Genomic DNA, 16,183 nt, shown 5'->3' with positions numbered 1-16,183 from the left:
GACTAACAGCCACAGGGCTCGCAGGGCTGGTTCCTGTGGCCACTGTGGCTTTTGTTTTTGTCATCCAATGGAAAAGAGGTTACCGTGAGCCGCCGTCGTGTTGTCGTTACAGGCCTGGGGCTGATTTCGCCCGTTGGCAATAATGTTGCCGACGGCTGGGCCAATCTCGTCGCCGGCAAGTCCGGCATCGCCACCGTCACGAAGTTCGATCCGTCGAACCTCGCCTGCCATTTCGCCGGCGAGGTGAAGGGTTTCAGCGCCGAGGAATACATTCCGGCGAAGGAAGCCCGCAACATGGATACGTTCATCCATTACGGCATCGCAGCCGGCGTCCAGGCAATCCGGGACAGCGGCCTCGAAGTGAACGAAGCCAATGCGGAACGCATCGGCGTGCTGGTCGGCTCCGGCATCGGCGGCCTGCCGATGATCGAAGACACGCACCAGACCTACGTCGATCGCGGCGCGCGCCGGATCTCGCCGTTCTTCGTGCCGGGTTCGATCATCAACATGATCTCGGGTCACCTGAGCATCATGTTCGGCCTGAAGGGCCCGAACCTCGCGGCCGTGACGGCCTGCACGACCGGTCTGCACAGCATCGGCCTCGCGGCGCGCCTGATCCAGGCCGGCGACGCCGACGTGATGGTCGCGGGCGGCGCCGAATCGACGGTGTCGCCGCTCGGCATCGGCGGCTTTGCGGCCGCGCGTGCGCTGTCGACCCGCAACGACGATCCGGCCACGGCGTCCCGTCCGTGGGACAAGGATCGCGACGGTTTCGTGCTGGGCGAGGGCGCGGGCGTGATGGTGCTCGAGGAGTACGAGGCGGCGAAGGCGCGCGGCGCGAAGATCTATGCGGAAGTCTCCGGCTTCGGCATGACGGGCGATGCGTACCACATGACCGCGCCGAACATGGACGGTCCGCGCCGCTGCATGGTTGCGGCGCTGCGCGACGCCGGCGTGAACGCGGATGAGGTTCAGTACCTGAACGCGCACGGCACGTCGACGCAGCTCGGCGACAAGAACGAGTCCGACGCGGTGAAGGCGGCATTCGGCGAGCACGCGTACAAGCTCGTCGTGAACTCGACGAAGTCGATGACGGGCCACCTGCTGGGTGGCGCGGGCGGCCTCGAGTCGGTGTTCACGGTGCTGGCGCTGCACAACAACGTGTCGCCGCCGACCATCAACATCTTCAACCAGGACCCCGAGTGCGATCTCGATTACTGCGCGAACACCGCGCGTGACATGAAGATCGACGTTGCCGTGAAGAACAACTTCGGCTTCGGCGGTACCAACGGCACGCTGGTGTTCAAGCGCGTCTGACGCTGAATCGCTTGACGAGTCCATTCGATGCTCCGGCCGGGCGTCCGCAGCGCTTTGCGTTGCGGGCCTCGGCCGTGTCGTATGTCGTGCTGGCCGTGTTCGTCGCGGCGGCTGCCGCGTCCGCGTACCTGTTCTGGGCGCCGCGGGCCGGTGCCGCAGCCGGCGTGTGCGTGTCCGCGGCGACGGCAGCGCTGCTTGCCATGTGTGCCGCACGGGCCTGTGCCCGTCGGCTGCCGGCCGAGTTGCGGATCGATGCATTCGGGGAGATTGCGGCGTTTGGCCGCACCGGGCGCTTGCTGGCCCGGGGACGCGTGACCGGCCATGCGCACTGGAGCAGCCTGCTGCTCGTGCTGTCGGTCGGGCAGGGCGCCCGGCGTGCCCGGCCGCTGCTGATCCCGGCCGATGCGCTCGACGCCGCGTCGTTCAGCGCGCTGTCCGTGCTGGCGCGTACCGCGGGCACGGCGGGGCGGGCATGACGGCGGCGCAGTTACCGACCGTAACCAGCGGCCGGCGCCGGAACGCTACAATAACGCTCCGCGTTGCATCCCTAGTTAACGGATTTGTCAGGTGAGTGAAAAAGAAATCGATCAGGCTCTGGTCGAGCGCGTACAGAAAGGCGACAAGGCGGCGTTCGAACTCCTGGTCTCCAAATACCACCGCAAGATCATTCGGCTGATCTCGCGCCTCGTGCGGGATCCCGCCGAGGTCGAGGATGTGGCCCAGGACGCGTTCATCAAGGCGTATCGTGCGCTGCCGCAATTTCGCGGCGAGTCGGCGTTCTACACGTGGTTGTACCGGATTGCCGTCAATACGGCGAAGAACTACCTTGCGACGCAGGGCCGCCGGGCACCGACCTCCACCGAGGCCGATGCCGAGGAAGCGGAAACTTTCTCCGACGCAGACCAACTAAGGGATATCAACACGCCTGAGTCGATGTTGATGAGCAAGCAGATTGCCGAGACGGTCAACGCTGCAATGGCCGTCCTGCCCGAAGAACTGCGTCAGGCGATCACGCTGCGCGAGATCGAGGGCCTGAGCTACGAAGAGATCGCGGAAATGATGGATTGTCCGATCGGGACGGTCCGGTCGCGGATCTTCCGGGCGCGCGAGGCAATCGCTGCGAAATTGCGTCCGCTGCTCGATACGCCCGAAGGCAAGCGCTGGTAAGCGCGACGGGCGCAACGACGCGGGTCGGGGTCTAGTTACGGATAGAGTCGTGAAGTCACGACGGGGTGTGTGCAAGATGGGGAGCATCATGGGGTCGGTCAATACGCAGTCGCAAGCGTGCTCGCGCGGCGAGCGCCTTTCCGCTCTGGTCGACGGTGAACTGTTCGACGGCCCGGATCACGGGCAGTTTCTGGCTGAGCTCGACCGCGCGGATCGCGCTGCGTGGGCCCATTACCACCTGATCGGCGATGCGCTGCGCTCGGACGAGCTCGCGCTGTCGCCCGCGCTGAGCGTCGCGTTCACCGCGCGCATGTCGGCCGCGCTGGAAAGCGAGCCGCACCTGCTCGCGCCGGCCGCCGCGCCGGTCACGCGCAAGCTGCTGTCGCTGCGCCGGCGTGTCGTGCCCGCGTTCGCGGTGGCCGCCGCGGCCGCCACGCTGACGTGGATCGTCGTCCCGCAGATGCAGACGGCCGGTGCGCCGGGCGCCGTCCAGGTCGCGTCGACAGGCGCACCGCAGAACGGCAACCTGCAGCGCGTGACGGTTGCGCAGGCATCGGCGCAGCCGGGCCTGCAGGACGTCAACATCATCCGCGACGCAAGTCTCGACCAATACCTTGAAGCGCATCAGCAATTCGCGCAGCAGCCCGTCGTCACGGGCTCGATGCCGCTGATCCGCGCTGCCGTGACCACCACGCCAGGCCAATAAACCCGATGCGGACATTGCAGTTGAATCACGCCATCTCCGGATGGAAGCGGCTGCCGGCCCTCCTGCTTTGCGCAGCCGCCCTGTTGTCCGTTCAATCCCTCCCAGCCAGCGCCCAGCAACCGGACGATCCCGTCGCGACCCGCAAGGGTGCGGCGGATTGGCTCGATCGCATCCAGCAGGCGGCGCAGCAGCAGAGCTACGAGGGTACGTTCGTCTACCAGCGCGGCGGGTATGTCCAGTCGTCGCGCATCGCGCACGTGGCGTCCCGCGACGGCGAGTTCGAGCGGATCGAGTCGCTCGACGGCAAGCCGCGCAAGGTTCTGCGGCACAACGACGAGTTGTACACGTTCGTCCCGGAGCGCAAGTTGTGCGTGGTCGAGCGCCGCCAGACGCGCGATTCGTTCCCTGCACTGCTCGGCGCGGGCGGCGAGCACGTGATGTCCGTTTATGACGCGAAGCTGCTCGGCAAGGACCGGGTGGCCGGGGTCGACGCGCAAGTGGTCGAACTCGTGCCGAAGGATGCGTACCGGTTCACGTACAAGCTGTGGGCCGACACCCGCACCGGGCTGCTGCTGCGTTCGCAGACGCTCGATGCGAGCGATCATGTGCTCGAGCAGGTCGCGTTTTCGCAAGTGCAGACGGGCGGCACGGTCGGCGACAAATCCGCGATCGCGGCCGGCATGCGCAACCTGAGCGGCTGGACGGTCGTTCGCCCGCCGGTCGCGACGGTCGACATGGAAGCGCAGGGCTGGCAGATCGCACCGACCATCGCCGGCTTCCGGAAGATTCGCGAGGTGCGCCGGCCGATGGCCGCGCGCGACGCCGGCGATCCGCCGATTCCGGTCGATCAGGCCGTCTTCACCGACGGCCTCGCGACGATCTCCGTCTTCATCGAGCCGGCCGAAAAGAACACGCGCAAGGAAGGGGCGGGCAGCACCGGCGCGACCCACGTGCTCGTGAAGCGTCGCGGCGACTACTGGATCACCGTGCTCGGCGAAGTGCCGCCGGCCACCTTGCAGCAGTTCGCGTCTGCCATAGAATACAAGGCTTCGTGCGACGCGAGTCGCATCGACTGTCGGCGTTAAGCCGACCACAGAGTGACCTTTGGTCACTATTTTTGAGAGGGGGAACTGACAGCCGTACGTTGGAACCCTCTATAGACGAAAAGCGGTCGCAGTTGGCCGTCTATCGTATTGCATTAGCCCGATTACCATCGGGTTCCGCCTAGTTAGCGGCGTCAACTCCGCTGACAAGGCGGATTGGTGTTTGCAATTTTCCCCGTAGCTTCCGGATGCGGGGTTGTGTTTACAGTCGAGCGAGAGTTCGGCGTGTCATTGTTCGGCCTCCTGGCAGCAATGGGAGGTAGTGAACCTGCTGTACGACCAGCAGTAACCTAGGAGGACATGCGTCACTGGTAACGGTGGGGTGTGAAGCTTCTCTGACAATGTAGCCCCTAGAAGTATCGGGCAGGTATCGGTCGCGAGGCCGCTACTTGGAGACTCCAAGCAGCAAAGGGGTCAAGGAGCTAGGTTGACTGAGATGGCCAACGTAAGTGAACTGCTGATAAACCTCGTCAGTATTGCGATGCCAAAGCTGCTGTTAGGCATCAACCAAAATGGTGTGCGGTCGGATAACCCGCTGGAGTATCGGGTTACGTCGTCATCGGACCGCCGGGGGAGAGGCAGGGCCTAATTCAGTCGTGTGACATGCCGGGAACGCGGTAAGCCCGTATGGTCGCCAGCGCAGTCGGCTGGCAGGCGAACCGCAAGGGACGCTGTTGATTGTGCGGGTATGGGAGGACGGAAAAAGCGAATGTCGGGCTGTAATGGCTCGGATAGGGATTGAAACATCATCCCACGCGAAAGCGGGCAGACTTCCGTCTGGTCTACCGTCGCAAGACGGCTGACTAACCCTCAGGCTGAGGTGTGATTGCTGGTGGCTTCTTAGTCATCAGTGTTTCTTTTTCATCCCTTGTGGGAGCAAAACGCTCCCGCAAGGGGACGTGTTGCTCTCCGCAAAGGGATTCACTTCTCGGAGCAGGAGAGCAGCATGAAAGTATCTACCCGTGAGGGCGGATCTGCGCTTTCCCACGCGCTGAACCACTGGCACGACGTCGATTGGCGTCGCGTGGAACGGAACGTGAGAGGGATGCAGATTCGAATTGCGAAGGCGACGCGGGAAGGCAACTGGCGCAAGGTGAAAACCCTGCAAAGGATGCTGACTCGCACGTTGTCCGCAAAGCTGTATGCGGTACGACGTGTTACGCAAAACCAAGGTGCACGAACGGCTGGGGTCGATCGTGAGGTATGGGACTCGCCTGAGAGCCGATGGGAAGCCATCGGCAAGTTGAAGCGGCGCGGATACAAGCCTCTGCCATTAAGGAGAGTCTTTATCCCCAAGGCCAATGGAAAGTTACGCCCTCTGGGCATACCGACCATGCGGGATAGGGCGATGCAAGCCCTGTACTTGCTGGCGTTGGAGCCGGTGTCGGAATCGACGAGCGACCCGAACTCATATGGGTTTCGGATTAATCGCTCAACGGCTGACGCCATGTCGCAGATATTTGTCTCTTTGGCCAAAAAGGCCTCGGCCCAATGGATTCTGGAGGCAGACATCAAAGGCTGCTTCGACTACATCAATCACGACTGGCTGATGACCCACGTCCCAATGGACAAGGAGATCTTGCGGAAGTGGTTGAAGGCTGGCCTGATCCACGAAGGTCGGCTACAGGCGACTGAGGCTGGTACGCCGCAGGGAGGCATCATTTCCCCGACGCTGGCTAATGTGACGCTGAACGGGCTGGAACGTGACTTGATGCTGCATCTGAATGCGACATTAGGGGTGCGGACGGCCCAAAAGCTGAAAGTAAATGTGGTGCGATACGCGGACGACTTTGTTATAACCGGCGCATCGAAAGAAGTGCTGGAGGACAAGGTCAGACCTTGGGTAGAAGGATTCCTTGCACAACGAGGACTGCAACTTTCCGAGGAAAAGACGCGGATTGTCCAGATTGACGAAGGCTTCGATTTCCTTGGGTGGAATTTCCGGAAGTACTCGGGAAAGCTGCTCATCAAACCTAGCAAGAAGAACGTGCAGACGTTCTACCGCAAGGTGGCGGAAGCGATCAGCGGCAATAAGACGGTAAAGCAGGAGGAGTTGATCCGACTGCTAAACCCGATGCTACGCGGGTGGGCGCAATACCACTGCCCCGTAGTAGCTAAGCAGGCGTACAGCCGTTTGGAGCATCTGATATTCCAGAGACTCTGGCGGTGGTCGAAGAGGCGGCACCCGCAGAAAGGTGCCGACTGGGTGCGAAGGAAGTACTTCCACTCGGTTGACAACCGGCGGTGGGTGTTTGCCTCCCGGACTGTACGGGAAGACGGCAGTGTTGGGCTACTTGAGCTGTACCAGATCAGCGGCACGGTCATCAAGCGGCACAAGAAGGTGAAGGGGGACTTCAATCCCTTTGATCCGAGTTGGGAGCAGTACAGCGAACAACTACGACAGGAGCGCATGGCAGATTCGATGCGCTACCGGCGACAGTGGGTCACGCTGTACATGACGCAGTGCGGGCTGTGTGCGCATTGCGGATGTGCTCTGACGGACGAAACGGGTTGGCACGACCACCATCTGGAGTATCGGATGCATGGCGGAACCGACGCGCTCTCCAACAGAGTGCTGCTGCACCCACACTGCCACCAGCAGGTGCACGTTGGTAGAATTGCTGTAACTAAGCCGGTCCAGCAATAGCTAGGACTTTGTTTGTAGGCTCGAGCCGTATGCGGGGAAACTCGCACGTACGGTTCCTAGGGGGCCCTCTCTCCGCAAGGAGAGGGGGCTACCCTACCCAAGTAACGCTACGGCTTCCGACATGACGAAACTCACGCTGCGCAAAGTGCTCGCGGCGGCGGTGCTGTTTGCCTGCCTGCCGCTCGCCCCGCAAACCGCGGCCGCTGTCACGCCTCCAGCAGCCAGCCTTCCCGACTTCGCCGATCTGGTCGAGAAGGTCGGGCCGGCTGTCGTGAACATCCGGACCACCGCGAACGTGCCGACGCCCGGGCCGCGCGGTGTGCTCCCGCCGGGCTTCGATAACGGCGACATGTCGGAATTCTTCCGGCGCTTCTTCGGCATTCCGCTGCCGCAGGCGCCCGGCAACGGTGGCGGCAACGGCAATGGCAGCCCGAAGAACGCGCCGGCGCCGGACAATCCGCCCGACACCGAGCAGAACCGCGGCGTCGGTTCGGGCTTCATCGTGTCGGCGGATGGCTACGTGATGACCAACGCGCACGTCGTCGACGACGCGGACACCATCTACGTGACGCTGACCGACAAGCGCGAATTCAAGGCGAAACTGGTCGGCGTCGACGACCGTACGGACGTCGCGGTCGTCAAGATCCAGGCGTCGAACTTGCCGGTCGTCGCGATCGGCGATTCGAACAAGGTGCGCGTCGGCGAGTGGGTCGTCGCGATCGGCTCGCCGTTCGGCCTCGACAACACCGTGACGGCCGGCATCGTGAGTTCGAAGAGCCGCAACACGGGCGATTACCTGCCGTTCATCCAGACCGACGTCGCGGTGAACCCCGGCAACTCGGGCGGCCCGCTGATCAACATGCAGGGCGAGGTGATCGGCATCAACTCGCAGATTTACAGCCGCACCGGCGGTTTCATGGGCATTTCGTTCGCGATCCCGATCGACGAGGCGATGCGGGTGGCAGATCAGCTGAAGGCGACCGGCAAGGTCACGCGCGGCCGCATTGCGGTGGCGATCGGCGAAGTGACGAAAGAGGTGGCCGATTCGATCGGGCTGCCGAAGGCGGAGGGCGCCCTCGTCAGCAGCGTCGAGCCGGGCGGTCCGGCCGACAAGGCGGGCATCCAGCCAGGTGACATCATCCTGAAGTTCAACAGCCGGTCGGTCGATACGGCGTCGGATCTGCCACGCATGGTTGGCGACACGAAGCCGGGCACCAAGGCGACCGTCAGCGTGTGGCGCAAGGGTCAGGCGCGTGATGTGCCGATCACGATCGCCGAGACGCCGGCGGAGACGACGGCGAAGGCCGAGCAGCGCAAGAATGTGCCGCAGAAGCCGCGCCCGGCCAATTCACTCGGCTTGACGGTCAGCGACCTTTCGGCTGACCAGCTGAAGTCGCTGAAGCTGAAGAACGGCGTGCAGATCGACGGCGTCGACGGCCCGGCGGCCCGGGCGGGCCTGCAGCGCGGCGACATCGTGCTGCGCGTCGGCGACACCGACATCACGAGCGCGAAGCAGTTCGCCGACGTGACCGCGCAGCTCGATCCGCAGAAGGCGGTCGCGGTGCTCGTGCGGCGCGGCGACAATACGCAGTTCGTGCCGGTGCGCCCGCGCCCGATCCAGAAGTAACGCGCCGATGTTCACGCTCTACGGCCGCGGCTGGTGCCACCTGTGCGACGACATGCGTGATGCGCTGGCGCCGGTGGCGGCCGAATTCGGCGTTGCCGTCGACTACGTCGACATCGATGCCGATCCGGCACTCGTCGCCCGTTACGACGAGGACGTGCCGGTGCTGTTGCTGGACGGCACGGAAGTGTGTCGCCACCGGTTCGACGAGGCGAGGGTGCGCGGCGCGCTGACGGCGCAGCGCTGAACCTGGCCCCGTCGCCGGCTGCGCGGGGTGCCGGTGCGAGTCCGCCCGCCAAGGCCTCCGGCAGGACGCCCTGACCAGGCGTCCCAAATTACCGCCCGGCAAAGGCCTTTTCGGCTAAAATAAGCCGTTTTTTCACCGACTTACAAGGCGTGCTCCGCAGTCGTCGAGCGCGCCTTTTTCGCTTGATCGGCACTGAATGGATCATATTCGCAATTTCTCGATCATCGCGCACATCGACCATGGCAAGTCGACGCTCGCGGATCGCATCATCCAGGTATGCGGCGGCCTCGCCGACCGTGAAATGGAAGCGCAGGTGCTCGACTCGATGGATATCGAGCGCGAACGCGGCATCACGATCAAGGCGCAGACGGCGGCATTGTCCTATCGCGCCCGCGACGGCAAGGTCTACAACCTCAACCTGATCGATACGCCGGGGCACGTCGACTTCTCGTACGAAGTCAGCCGTTCGCTGTCCGCGTGCGAAGGTGCGCTGCTCGTGGTCGACGCCAGCCAGGGCGTCGAGGCGCAGACGGTCGCGAACTGCTACACGGCGATCGAGCTCGGCGTCGAGGTCGTGCCGGTGCTGAACAAGATCGACCTGCCGGCCGCGAACCCCGAGAACGCGATCGAGGAGATCGAGGACGTGATCGGCATCGACGCGACCGACGCGACGCGCTGCAGCGCGAAGACGGGGCTCGGCGTCGAGGACGTGCTCGAAGCGCTGATCGCGAAAGTGCCGCCGCCGAAGGGCGATCCGGCCGCGCCGCTGCAGGCGCTGATCATCGACTCGTGGTTCGACAACTACGTCGGCGTCGTGATGCTCGTGCGCATCGTCAACGGCACGCTGCGTCCGAAGGACAAGATCAAGATGATGGCGACCGGCGCGCAGTATCCGGTCGAGCACGTCGGCGTGTTCACGCCGAAGTCGCGCAATCTCGAATCGCTGTCGGCCGGGCAGGTCGGCTTCATCATCGCGGGCATCAAGGAACTGACCGCCGCGAAGGTCGGCGATACCGTCACGCACGCGACCAAGGCCGCCGCCGAGCCGCTGCCGGGCTTCAAGGAAGTGAAGCCGCAGGTGTTCGCGGGCCTCTATCCGGTCGAGGCGAACCAGTACGACGCGCTGCGCGAATCGCTCGAGAAACTGAAGCTCAACGATGCGTCGCTGCAGTACGAGCCGGAAGTGTCGCAGGCACTCGGTTTCGGTTTCCGCTGCGGCTTCCTCGGGTTGCTGCACATGGAAATCGTGCAGGAGCGACTCGAGCGCGAGTTCGACATGGACCTCATCACGACCGCACCGACGGTCGTCTACGAGGTCGTGCAGAGCGACGGCTCGACGATCATGGTCGAGAACCCGGCGAAGATGCCGGAGCCCGGCCGCATCGCGGAAGTCCGCGAGCCGATCGTCACGGTGAACCTGTACATGCCGCAGGACTACGTCGGATCCGTGATCACGCTGTGCGAGCAGAAGCGCGGCTCGCAGATCAACATGCAGTATCACGGCCGCCAGGTGCAGCTCACGTACGAAATCCCGATGGCCGAAATCGTGCTCGACTTCTTCGACCGCCTGAAGTCGGTGTCGCGCGGCTATGCATCGATGGATTACGAGTTCAAGGAATACCGTTCGTCGGACGTCGTGAAGGTCGACATGCTGATCAACGGCGACAAGGTCGATGCGCTGTCGATCATCGTGCACCGCTCGCAGTCGCAGTATCGCGGCCGTGAAGTGGCCGCGAAGATGCGCGAGATCATTCCGCGCCAGATGTACGACGTGGCGATCCAGGCGGCGATCGGTGCGCACATCGTCGCGCGCGAGAACATCAAGGCACTTCGCAAGAACGTGCTCGCGAAGTGCTACGGCGGCGACATCACGCGAAAGAAGAAACTGCTCGAGAAGCAGAAAGAAGGTAAGAAACGCATGAAGCAGGTGGGTTCGGTCGAGATCCCGCAGGAGGCGTTCCTCGCGATCTTGCGCGTCGAAGACAAATAACAGGACTGATCCTTTTATGAATTTTGCGCTGATTCTTTTTGTGCTCGTCGTCGTGACGGGCGTAGCGTGGGTGTTGGACAAACTGGTGTTCCTGCCGCGGCGACGCAAGGCGGCCGACGCGGCGATCGAGGAGTTCGATCGCCAGCAGTCGCGTATCGACAAGCGTTTCGCGGACGAAAACGCGGGGCAGACGCGTTCGAAGCTGCGTGACGAAAAGCTGCGCCAGCCGTGGTGGCTCGAGTACACGGCAAGCTTCTTCCCGGTGATCCTGGCCGTGTTCGTCGTGCGTTCGTTCGTCGTCGAGCCGTTCAAGATCCCGTCGGGCTCGATGGTGCCGACGCTGCTGGTCGGCGACTTCATCCTCGTCAACAAGTTCGAATACGGCCTGCGCATGCCGATCACGAACACGAAGATCACGCAGGGCAGCCCGCTGTCGCGCGGCGACGTCGTCGTGTTCCGTTATCCGAAGGACGAGTCGGTCGACTACATCAAGCGCGTGATCGGCCTGCCGGGCGACACGGTCGCTTACCAGGACAAGCAACTGACGATCAACGGCCAGCCGGTGCCCGAAACGCCGCTGCCGGATTTCTTCGACGACGAGCGCCAGAACTACGCGAAGCAGTTCGAGGAGACGATCGGCACGAAGAAGAATGCGATCCTCAACAATCCCGCCGTGCCGCCGTTCGTGATGGGCGCCTACGATTATCCGTATCGCGACAACTGCACGTACAACAGCCGCGGCGTGATCTGCAAGGTGCCGCCGGGCCACTACTTCATGATGGGCGACAACCGCGACAATAGCGCGGACAGCCGCTACTGGGGTTTCGTGCCGGACAACAACATCGTCGGCCGCGCGTTCTTCATCTGGATGAACTTCGGCGACCTGAAGCGCATCGGTTCCTTCAACTGATCGCGTTCGACTCGCACGCAATACGCGACGCACGGGCCGCGTCGCGTATTGCCGAACTACTTTAAGAACCGGCGGTAACACCGCCTCGTCATGCCTTTTCGCGTCCGGCCGTGCCGTTTCGGCCCGACCGGCGCCCGCGTTATACTCCTGCACATGCCCCTATCCCAGTTGGAAAGCCGGCTGCGCTATGAATTTCGCAATGCGGAATTGTTGCGCCAGGCTTTGACCCATCGCAGTCACAGTGCCACGCACAACGAACGGCTCGAGTTTCTCGGCGATTCCGTTCTGAATTGCGCGGTGGCCGCCCTTTTGTTCCAGCGTTTCAGCAAGCTGGACGAAGGCGACCTGTCGCGCGTGCGCGCCAATCTCGTCAAGCAGCAGTCGCTCTACGAAATCGCTCAGGCCCTGAATATTTCGGAAGGGCTGCGGCTGGGCGAGGGCGAATTGCGCAGCGGCGGCTTCCGTCGCCCGTCGATCCTCGCGGACGCGTTCGAAGCCATCATCGGGGCGGTATTCCTCGATGGCGGCTTCGAAGCCGCCCAAGGGGTCATCAAGCGCCTCTATATCCCGATTCTCGACCACATCGACCCGCGCACGCTCGGCAAGGATGCGAAGACGCTGCTGCAGGAATACCTGCAGGGGCACAAGATCGCACTGCCGACCTATACGGTCGTCGCGACGCATGGTGCGGCGCACAATCAGCAGTTCGAGGTCGAATGCACGGTGCCGAAGCTCGACGTGAAGGTGTCGGGCTCCGGTGCGAGCCGGCGGGCGGCCGAGCAGGCTGCCGCGAAGAAGGCGCTCGACGAGGTGCTGGCAGCTGCGCCGATGCTGGCCGCGAAGCCGAAGCGTTCGAAGAACGCACGCGGGTCGAAGCATGTCGAGCCTGAAATCGTGCCGGGCGTGAAGGGCGTGCAGGAAGCGCTGGACCTGCGTTCGCCGGAACGGAAGGAGCGTGCGGCGGCGCGCGATGCGAAGGCGGCGGCTGCCGCGTCGGCAGCGATCGACGCCGGCGCGCACCCGACCGAGCGGCCGGCGCAGGCGCCGATGGCCGCGATTCGCGCGGCACATGTGGAAACGGCCGCTGAGAAGGCCGACCGGCCCACGAAGCCGACGGCCGACAAGCCTGCCGAGAAGGCGCCCGAGAAGCCGTCGGATCGCAACGAAGCCGGCTCGCGCGCGGCGGACAAGCCCGCGGAAGCCGCGCCCCGTGCAGCCGACAAGCAGGCCGGCCAGGCGTCCGATCCGGCTGCGTCGACCGACAAGCCTGCAGCCGGTTCCGACGCCGCGTCGCGTGCGGCGCCGCGCGCCCGCGACACCGCGGCGCCCGGTGCCGAGACGCCGCAGGGCGGCGCAAGCCTCGCTGCCGCGCAGGCGCGCGTGGCCGATGCCGACCACTGAATTGCCCCTCGATCGTGCCGCGCGCCGCGCGGCCGTTTCCGAACCTGTCTCCCAAACGATATGAACACTCCCGCTCCTACCGGTTTCCGTTGCGGCATGATCGCGATCGTGGGCCGCCCGAACGTCGGCAAGTCGACGTTGATGAACGCACTCGTCGGCCAGAAGATCAGCATCACGTCGCGCAAGGCGCAAACGACCCGCCATCGCATCACCGGCATCAACACGTTCGACGACGCGCAATTCGTGTTCGTCGACACGCCGGGCTTCCAGACCCGCCACAGCACCGCGCTGAACCGCTCGCTCAACCGCGCGGTCACGTCGACGCTCACGTCGGTCGACGTGATCCTGTTCGTGATCGAGGCCGGCCGCTTCGGGCCCGACGACCAGAAGGTGCTCGACCTGATCCCGCCCGGCATGCCGACGCTGCTGATCGCGAACAAGATCGACCGCGTGGCCGACAAGGCGACGCTGTTCCCGTTCATGCAGAAGGTGAGCGAGCTGCGCGAATTCACCGAACTCGTGCCGCTGTCGGCGCAGCGGCCGGAAGACATCAAGCGCCTGCTGGACACGATCAAGCCGTACCTGCCGGAAGGCGAGCCGATCTACGGCGAGGACGAACTGACCGACCGCAGCTCACGCTTCCTCGCGGCTGAAATCCTGCGCGAGAAGGTGTTCCGCTGGACCGGCGACGAATTGCCGTACACGAGCACCGTGCTGATCGACAAGTTCGAGGAGGAAGGGCGCCTGAAGCGTATCTTCGCGACGATCCTCGTCGAGCGCGATTCGCACAAGGCGATGGTGATCGGCAAGAAGGGCGAGAAGCTCAAGCAGATCAGCACCGAGGCGCGGATGGACATGGAGAAGCTGTTCGACGGCCCCGTGTATCTCGAGACCTTCGTGAAGGTGAAGAGCGGGTGGGCCGACAACGAGGCGGGGCTGCGCGCCTATGGGTACGAATGACGCGCTGACGTCGACCGAAGACGCGGTGACCGCCGGCGCGAACGACGCGCCGTTGCCGGCACCGCCCGAACCGCCGCGTCGCAAGGCGCGGCGCGCGACGTCTCGCACGTCCGATTTCCGCGTCGCCGAGCAGCCGGCGTTCGTGCTGCACAGCTATCCGTACCGGGAAACGAGCCTGATCATCGACGTGCTCACGCGCGATCACGGCCGCCTCGCGCTCGTCGCGAAGGGCGCGAAGCGCCCGCACTCCGCGCTGCGCGGCGTGCTGCAGACGTTCCAGCCGCTGCTGCTGTCCTGGTCGGGCAAATCCGAAGTACGCACGCTGACCGGTGCCGAGTGGGTCGGCGGGATGCTGCCGCTCGGCGGCGACGGGCTGCTGTGCGGCTTCTACGCGAACGAGCTGCTCGTGAAATTCTGCGCGCGCGAGGATCCGCAGCCGCCGCTCTTCAATCATTACGTGCTCACCCTCACGCGCCTTGCGCACGGCGAGCCCGCGGTGCAGGTGCTGCGTTCGTTCGAGCGCGTGCTGCTGCGCGAGACCGGCTATGCGATGGCGCTGAACCGCACGGTCGCGCGCCGTGCGGTCGAACCGGATCGCCGCTACGTGTTCGATCCCGAGCGCGGCGTGCGCAATGCGGACGACGACGTACCGTCGCACTGGCCGGTGATTACCGGACAGACGTTGCTCGACATGGAGCAGGACGATTACCATCGAGCCCAGACGGTCGCGCAAAGCAAGACGCTGATGCGCTTCCTGCTGAACACCTATCTCGGCGGTACGCCGCTTGCCACGCGTCAGATCCTGATCGACCTGCAAAACCTATGAGTTTCTTCCTGACAACGCCCACCGCCATCGACCTCGGCGTGAACATCGACCACGTCGCGACGCTGCGCAACGCGCGCGGCACGACCTATCCCGATCCGATCCGCGCGGCGCTCGCCGCCGAAGAGGCCGGTGCCGACGCGATCACGCTGCACCTGCGCGAGGACCGCCGCCACATCGTCGACGCCGACGTGCGCAAGCTGCGCCCGCTGCTGAAGACGCGGATGAACCTCGAATGCGCGGTGACGGCCGAGATGCTCGATATCGCATGCGAAGTGCGTCCGCACGACGCGTGCCTCGTGCCGGAGAAGCGCGAGGAACTGACGACCGAAGGCGGTCTCGACGTTGCCGGCCGTTTCGAGGCCGTGCGTGCGGCATGCAGGCAGCTCGCCGACGCCGGCGTGCGCGTGTCGCTGTTCATCGATCCGGACGAGACGCAGATCCGCGCCGCGCATGAAGCCGGCGCACCGGTGGTCGAGCTGCATACCGGCCGCTACGCCGATGCGCACGATGAAGCCGAGCAGCAGCGCGAATACGAGCGCATCGTCGCGGGCGTGCAGGCCGGCGCGCAACTGGGCCTCAAGGTCAACGCCGGCCACGGCCTGCATTACACGAACGTGCAGCAGATTGCCGCGATCGACGGCATCGTCGAACTGAACATCGGCCACGCGATCGTCGCGCACGCGATCTTCGCCGGCTGGGACAACGCGGTGCGCGAGATGAAGGCGATCATGGTCGCCGCACGGGTCGCCGCGCTGCACGGCGGCGCGCGCTGACGATGCGTTGCGTGCGCGCGCGCTTCGCTCGTCGCCCGGCATCGTCCGCGCATCACGGCGGGCGCTGAGATGGCGATCTACGGCATCGGCACCGACATCGTCCAGGTGAGCCGCATCGCGGCCGTGCTCGAGCGCACGGGCGGCCGGTTCGCCGAGAAGGTGCTCGGCCCCGACGAGCTGCGCGTGTTCCATGCGCGCCGTGCGCGCTCGGAGGCGCGCGGCATCGCGTTTCTCGCGACACGCTTTTCCGCGAAGGAAGCGTTTTCGAAGGCGATCGGGCTCGGCATGCACTGGCCGATGACGTGGCGCGCGCTGCAGACCCTCAACCAGCGCAGCGGCGAACCGTACGTCGTCGCGTCGGGCGAGCTGGCCGACTGGCTCGCCGCGCGCGGCATCACGGCGCGCGTGACGGTCAGCGACGAACGCGACTACGCGGTGTCATTCGTGGTCGCCGAGGCCGATGCCGCGGCGCCGCCTGCACCCGCACCTGTTTCCCGAACCACTCCCTGACG

The 16,183-nt window shown here is 64.6% G+C and carries 15 protein-coding genes; all 15 read left to right on the top strand.

Going from position 1 to position 16,183, the window contains the following annotated elements:
* Nucleotides 1–84: 84 nt before the first annotated feature.
* The 15 genes from fabF to acpS all read left to right on the top strand — a co-directional run bounded on the left by fabF (nucleotide 85) and on the right by acpS (nucleotide 16,181).
* The gene (gene fabF, locus WS45_RS26410) at nucleotides 85–1,317 is read left to right on the top strand and encodes a beta-ketoacyl-ACP synthase II (RefSeq protein ID WP_059691082.1); all 1,233 of its coding nucleotides are present in this window, start codon (nucleotides 85–87) and stop codon (nucleotides 1,315–1,317) included.
* An 11-nt stretch (nucleotides 1,318–1,328) separates the two neighbouring features.
* The gene (locus WS45_RS26405; protein ID WP_059702489.1) at nucleotides 1,329–1,793 is read left to right on the top strand and encodes a protein YgfX; all 465 of its coding nucleotides are present in this window, start codon (nucleotides 1,329–1,331) and stop codon (nucleotides 1,791–1,793) included.
* Nucleotides 1,794–1,884: 91 nt separating this feature from the next.
* Entirely contained in the window at nucleotides 1,885–2,484 is a 600-nt protein-coding gene (gene rpoE / locus WS45_RS26400; protein ID WP_006752490.1) for an RNA polymerase sigma factor RpoE, read from the top strand.
* A gap of 88 nt (nucleotides 2,485–2,572) precedes the next feature.
* Nucleotides 2,573–3,190, top strand: coding sequence for a sigma-E factor negative regulatory protein (locus tag WS45_RS26395; RefSeq protein ID WP_059702487.1), 618 nt, complete (start codon nucleotides 2,573–2,575; stop codon nucleotides 3,188–3,190).
* Between the two features lie 5 nt (nucleotides 3,191–3,195).
* Nucleotides 3,196–4,275 (top strand): MucB/RseB C-terminal domain-containing protein, encoded by a 1,080-nt coding sequence (locus tag WS45_RS26390; RefSeq protein ID WP_059523721.1) that lies wholly within the window; start codon nucleotides 3,196–3,198, stop codon nucleotides 4,273–4,275.
* A 964-nt stretch (nucleotides 4,276–5,239) separates the two neighbouring features.
* On the top strand, nucleotides 5,240–6,940 hold the full coding sequence (gene ltrA / locus WS45_RS26385; RefSeq protein WP_059702485.1) for a group II intron reverse transcriptase/maturase: 1,701 nt from the start codon (nucleotides 5,240–5,242) through the stop codon (nucleotides 6,938–6,940).
* Nucleotides 6,941–7,061: 121 nt separating this feature from the next.
* Nucleotides 7,062–8,567, top strand: coding sequence for a DegQ family serine endoprotease (locus WS45_RS26380; protein ID WP_059523716.1), 1,506 nt, complete (start codon nucleotides 7,062–7,064; stop codon nucleotides 8,565–8,567).
* Nucleotides 8,568–8,574: 7 nt separating this feature from the next.
* Nucleotides 8,575–8,811, top strand: coding sequence for a glutaredoxin family protein (locus WS45_RS26375; protein WP_059702481.1), 237 nt, complete (start codon nucleotides 8,575–8,577; stop codon nucleotides 8,809–8,811).
* Nucleotides 8,812–9,007: 196 nt separating this feature from the next.
* On the top strand, nucleotides 9,008–10,801 hold the full coding sequence (gene lepA / locus WS45_RS26370) for a translation elongation factor 4 (protein ID WP_021159691.1): 1,794 nt from the start codon (nucleotides 9,008–9,010) through the stop codon (nucleotides 10,799–10,801).
* A gap of 16 nt (nucleotides 10,802–10,817) precedes the next feature.
* Nucleotides 10,818–11,711, top strand: a complete 894-nt coding sequence (lepB, locus tag WS45_RS26365) for a signal peptidase I (protein WP_059447970.1) — start codon at nucleotides 10,818–10,820, stop codon at nucleotides 11,709–11,711.
* Nucleotides 11,712–11,864: 153 nt separating this feature from the next.
* A complete protein-coding gene (rnc, locus tag WS45_RS35285) occupies nucleotides 11,865–13,112 on the top strand; it encodes a ribonuclease III (RefSeq protein WP_059702479.1) in 1,248 nt (415 codons plus the stop codon).
* Nucleotides 13,113–13,172: 60 nt separating this feature from the next.
* Nucleotides 13,173–14,072, top strand: coding sequence for a GTPase Era (era, locus tag WS45_RS35280; RefSeq protein ID WP_059523712.1), 900 nt, complete (start codon nucleotides 13,173–13,175; stop codon nucleotides 14,070–14,072).
* Nucleotides 14,059–14,898: a DNA repair protein RecO gene (gene recO / locus WS45_RS26350; RefSeq protein ID WP_014897645.1), complete on the top strand. Its 840-nt coding sequence runs from the start codon at nucleotides 14,059–14,061 to the stop codon at nucleotides 14,896–14,898. Before era ends, recO begins: the two co-directional genes overlap by 14 nt.
* A complete protein-coding gene (pdxJ, locus tag WS45_RS26345) occupies nucleotides 14,895–15,671 on the top strand; it encodes a pyridoxine 5'-phosphate synthase (RefSeq protein WP_059447973.1) in 777 nt (258 codons plus the stop codon). Before recO ends, pdxJ begins: the two co-directional genes overlap by 4 nt.
* Nucleotides 15,672–15,740: 69 nt before the next feature.
* Nucleotides 15,741–16,181: a holo-ACP synthase gene (gene acpS, locus WS45_RS26340; RefSeq protein WP_059702477.1), complete on the top strand. Its 441-nt coding sequence runs from the start codon at nucleotides 15,741–15,743 to the stop codon at nucleotides 16,179–16,181.
* Nucleotides 16,182–16,183: the final 2 nt, after the last annotated feature.

Origin of the sequence: Burkholderia sp. RF2-non_BP3, assembly GCF_001522185.1 — a bacterium.
Taxonomy (GTDB): Bacteria; Pseudomonadota; Gammaproteobacteria; order Burkholderiales; family Burkholderiaceae; genus Burkholderia; species Burkholderia diffusa.
This window is presented reverse-complemented; position numbering and strand designations above follow the sequence as displayed.

What these genes read in the sequence shown, in the direction of transcription:
- WS45_RS26395 (WP_059702487.1), top strand. Translation starts at nt 2,573, where the DNA reads ATGGGGTCGGTCAATACGCAGTCGCAAGCGTGCTCGCGCGGCGAGCGC.
- ltrA (WP_059702485.1), top strand. Translation starts at nt 5,240, where the DNA reads ATGAAAGTATCTACCCGTGAGGGCGGATCTGCGCTTTCCCACGCGCTG.
- rnc (WP_059702479.1), top strand. Translation starts at nt 11,865, where the DNA reads ATGCCCCTATCCCAGTTGGAAAGCCGGCTGCGCTATGAATTTCGCAAT.
- era (WP_059523712.1), top strand. Translation starts at nt 13,173, where the DNA reads ATGAACACTCCCGCTCCTACCGGTTTCCGTTGCGGCATGATCGCGATC.
- WS45_RS26380 (WP_059523716.1), top strand. Translation starts at nt 7,062, where the DNA reads ATGACGAAACTCACGCTGCGCAAAGTGCTCGCGGCGGCGGTGCTGTTT.
- WS45_RS26375 (WP_059702481.1), top strand. Translation starts at nt 8,575, where the DNA reads ATGTTCACGCTCTACGGCCGCGGCTGGTGCCACCTGTGCGACGACATG.
- WS45_RS26390 (WP_059523721.1), top strand. Translation starts at nt 3,196, where the DNA reads ATGCGGACATTGCAGTTGAATCACGCCATCTCCGGATGGAAGCGGCTG.
- pdxJ (WP_059447973.1), top strand. Translation starts at nt 14,895, where the DNA reads ATGAGTTTCTTCCTGACAACGCCCACCGCCATCGACCTCGGCGTGAAC.
- lepB (WP_059447970.1), top strand. Translation starts at nt 10,818, where the DNA reads ATGAATTTTGCGCTGATTCTTTTTGTGCTCGTCGTCGTGACGGGCGTA.
- recO (WP_014897645.1), top strand. Translation starts at nt 14,059, where the DNA reads ATGGGTACGAATGACGCGCTGACGTCGACCGAAGACGCGGTGACCGCC.
- acpS (WP_059702477.1), top strand. Translation starts at nt 15,741, where the DNA reads ATGGCGATCTACGGCATCGGCACCGACATCGTCCAGGTGAGCCGCATC.
- lepA (WP_021159691.1), top strand. Translation starts at nt 9,008, where the DNA reads ATGGATCATATTCGCAATTTCTCGATCATCGCGCACATCGACCATGGC.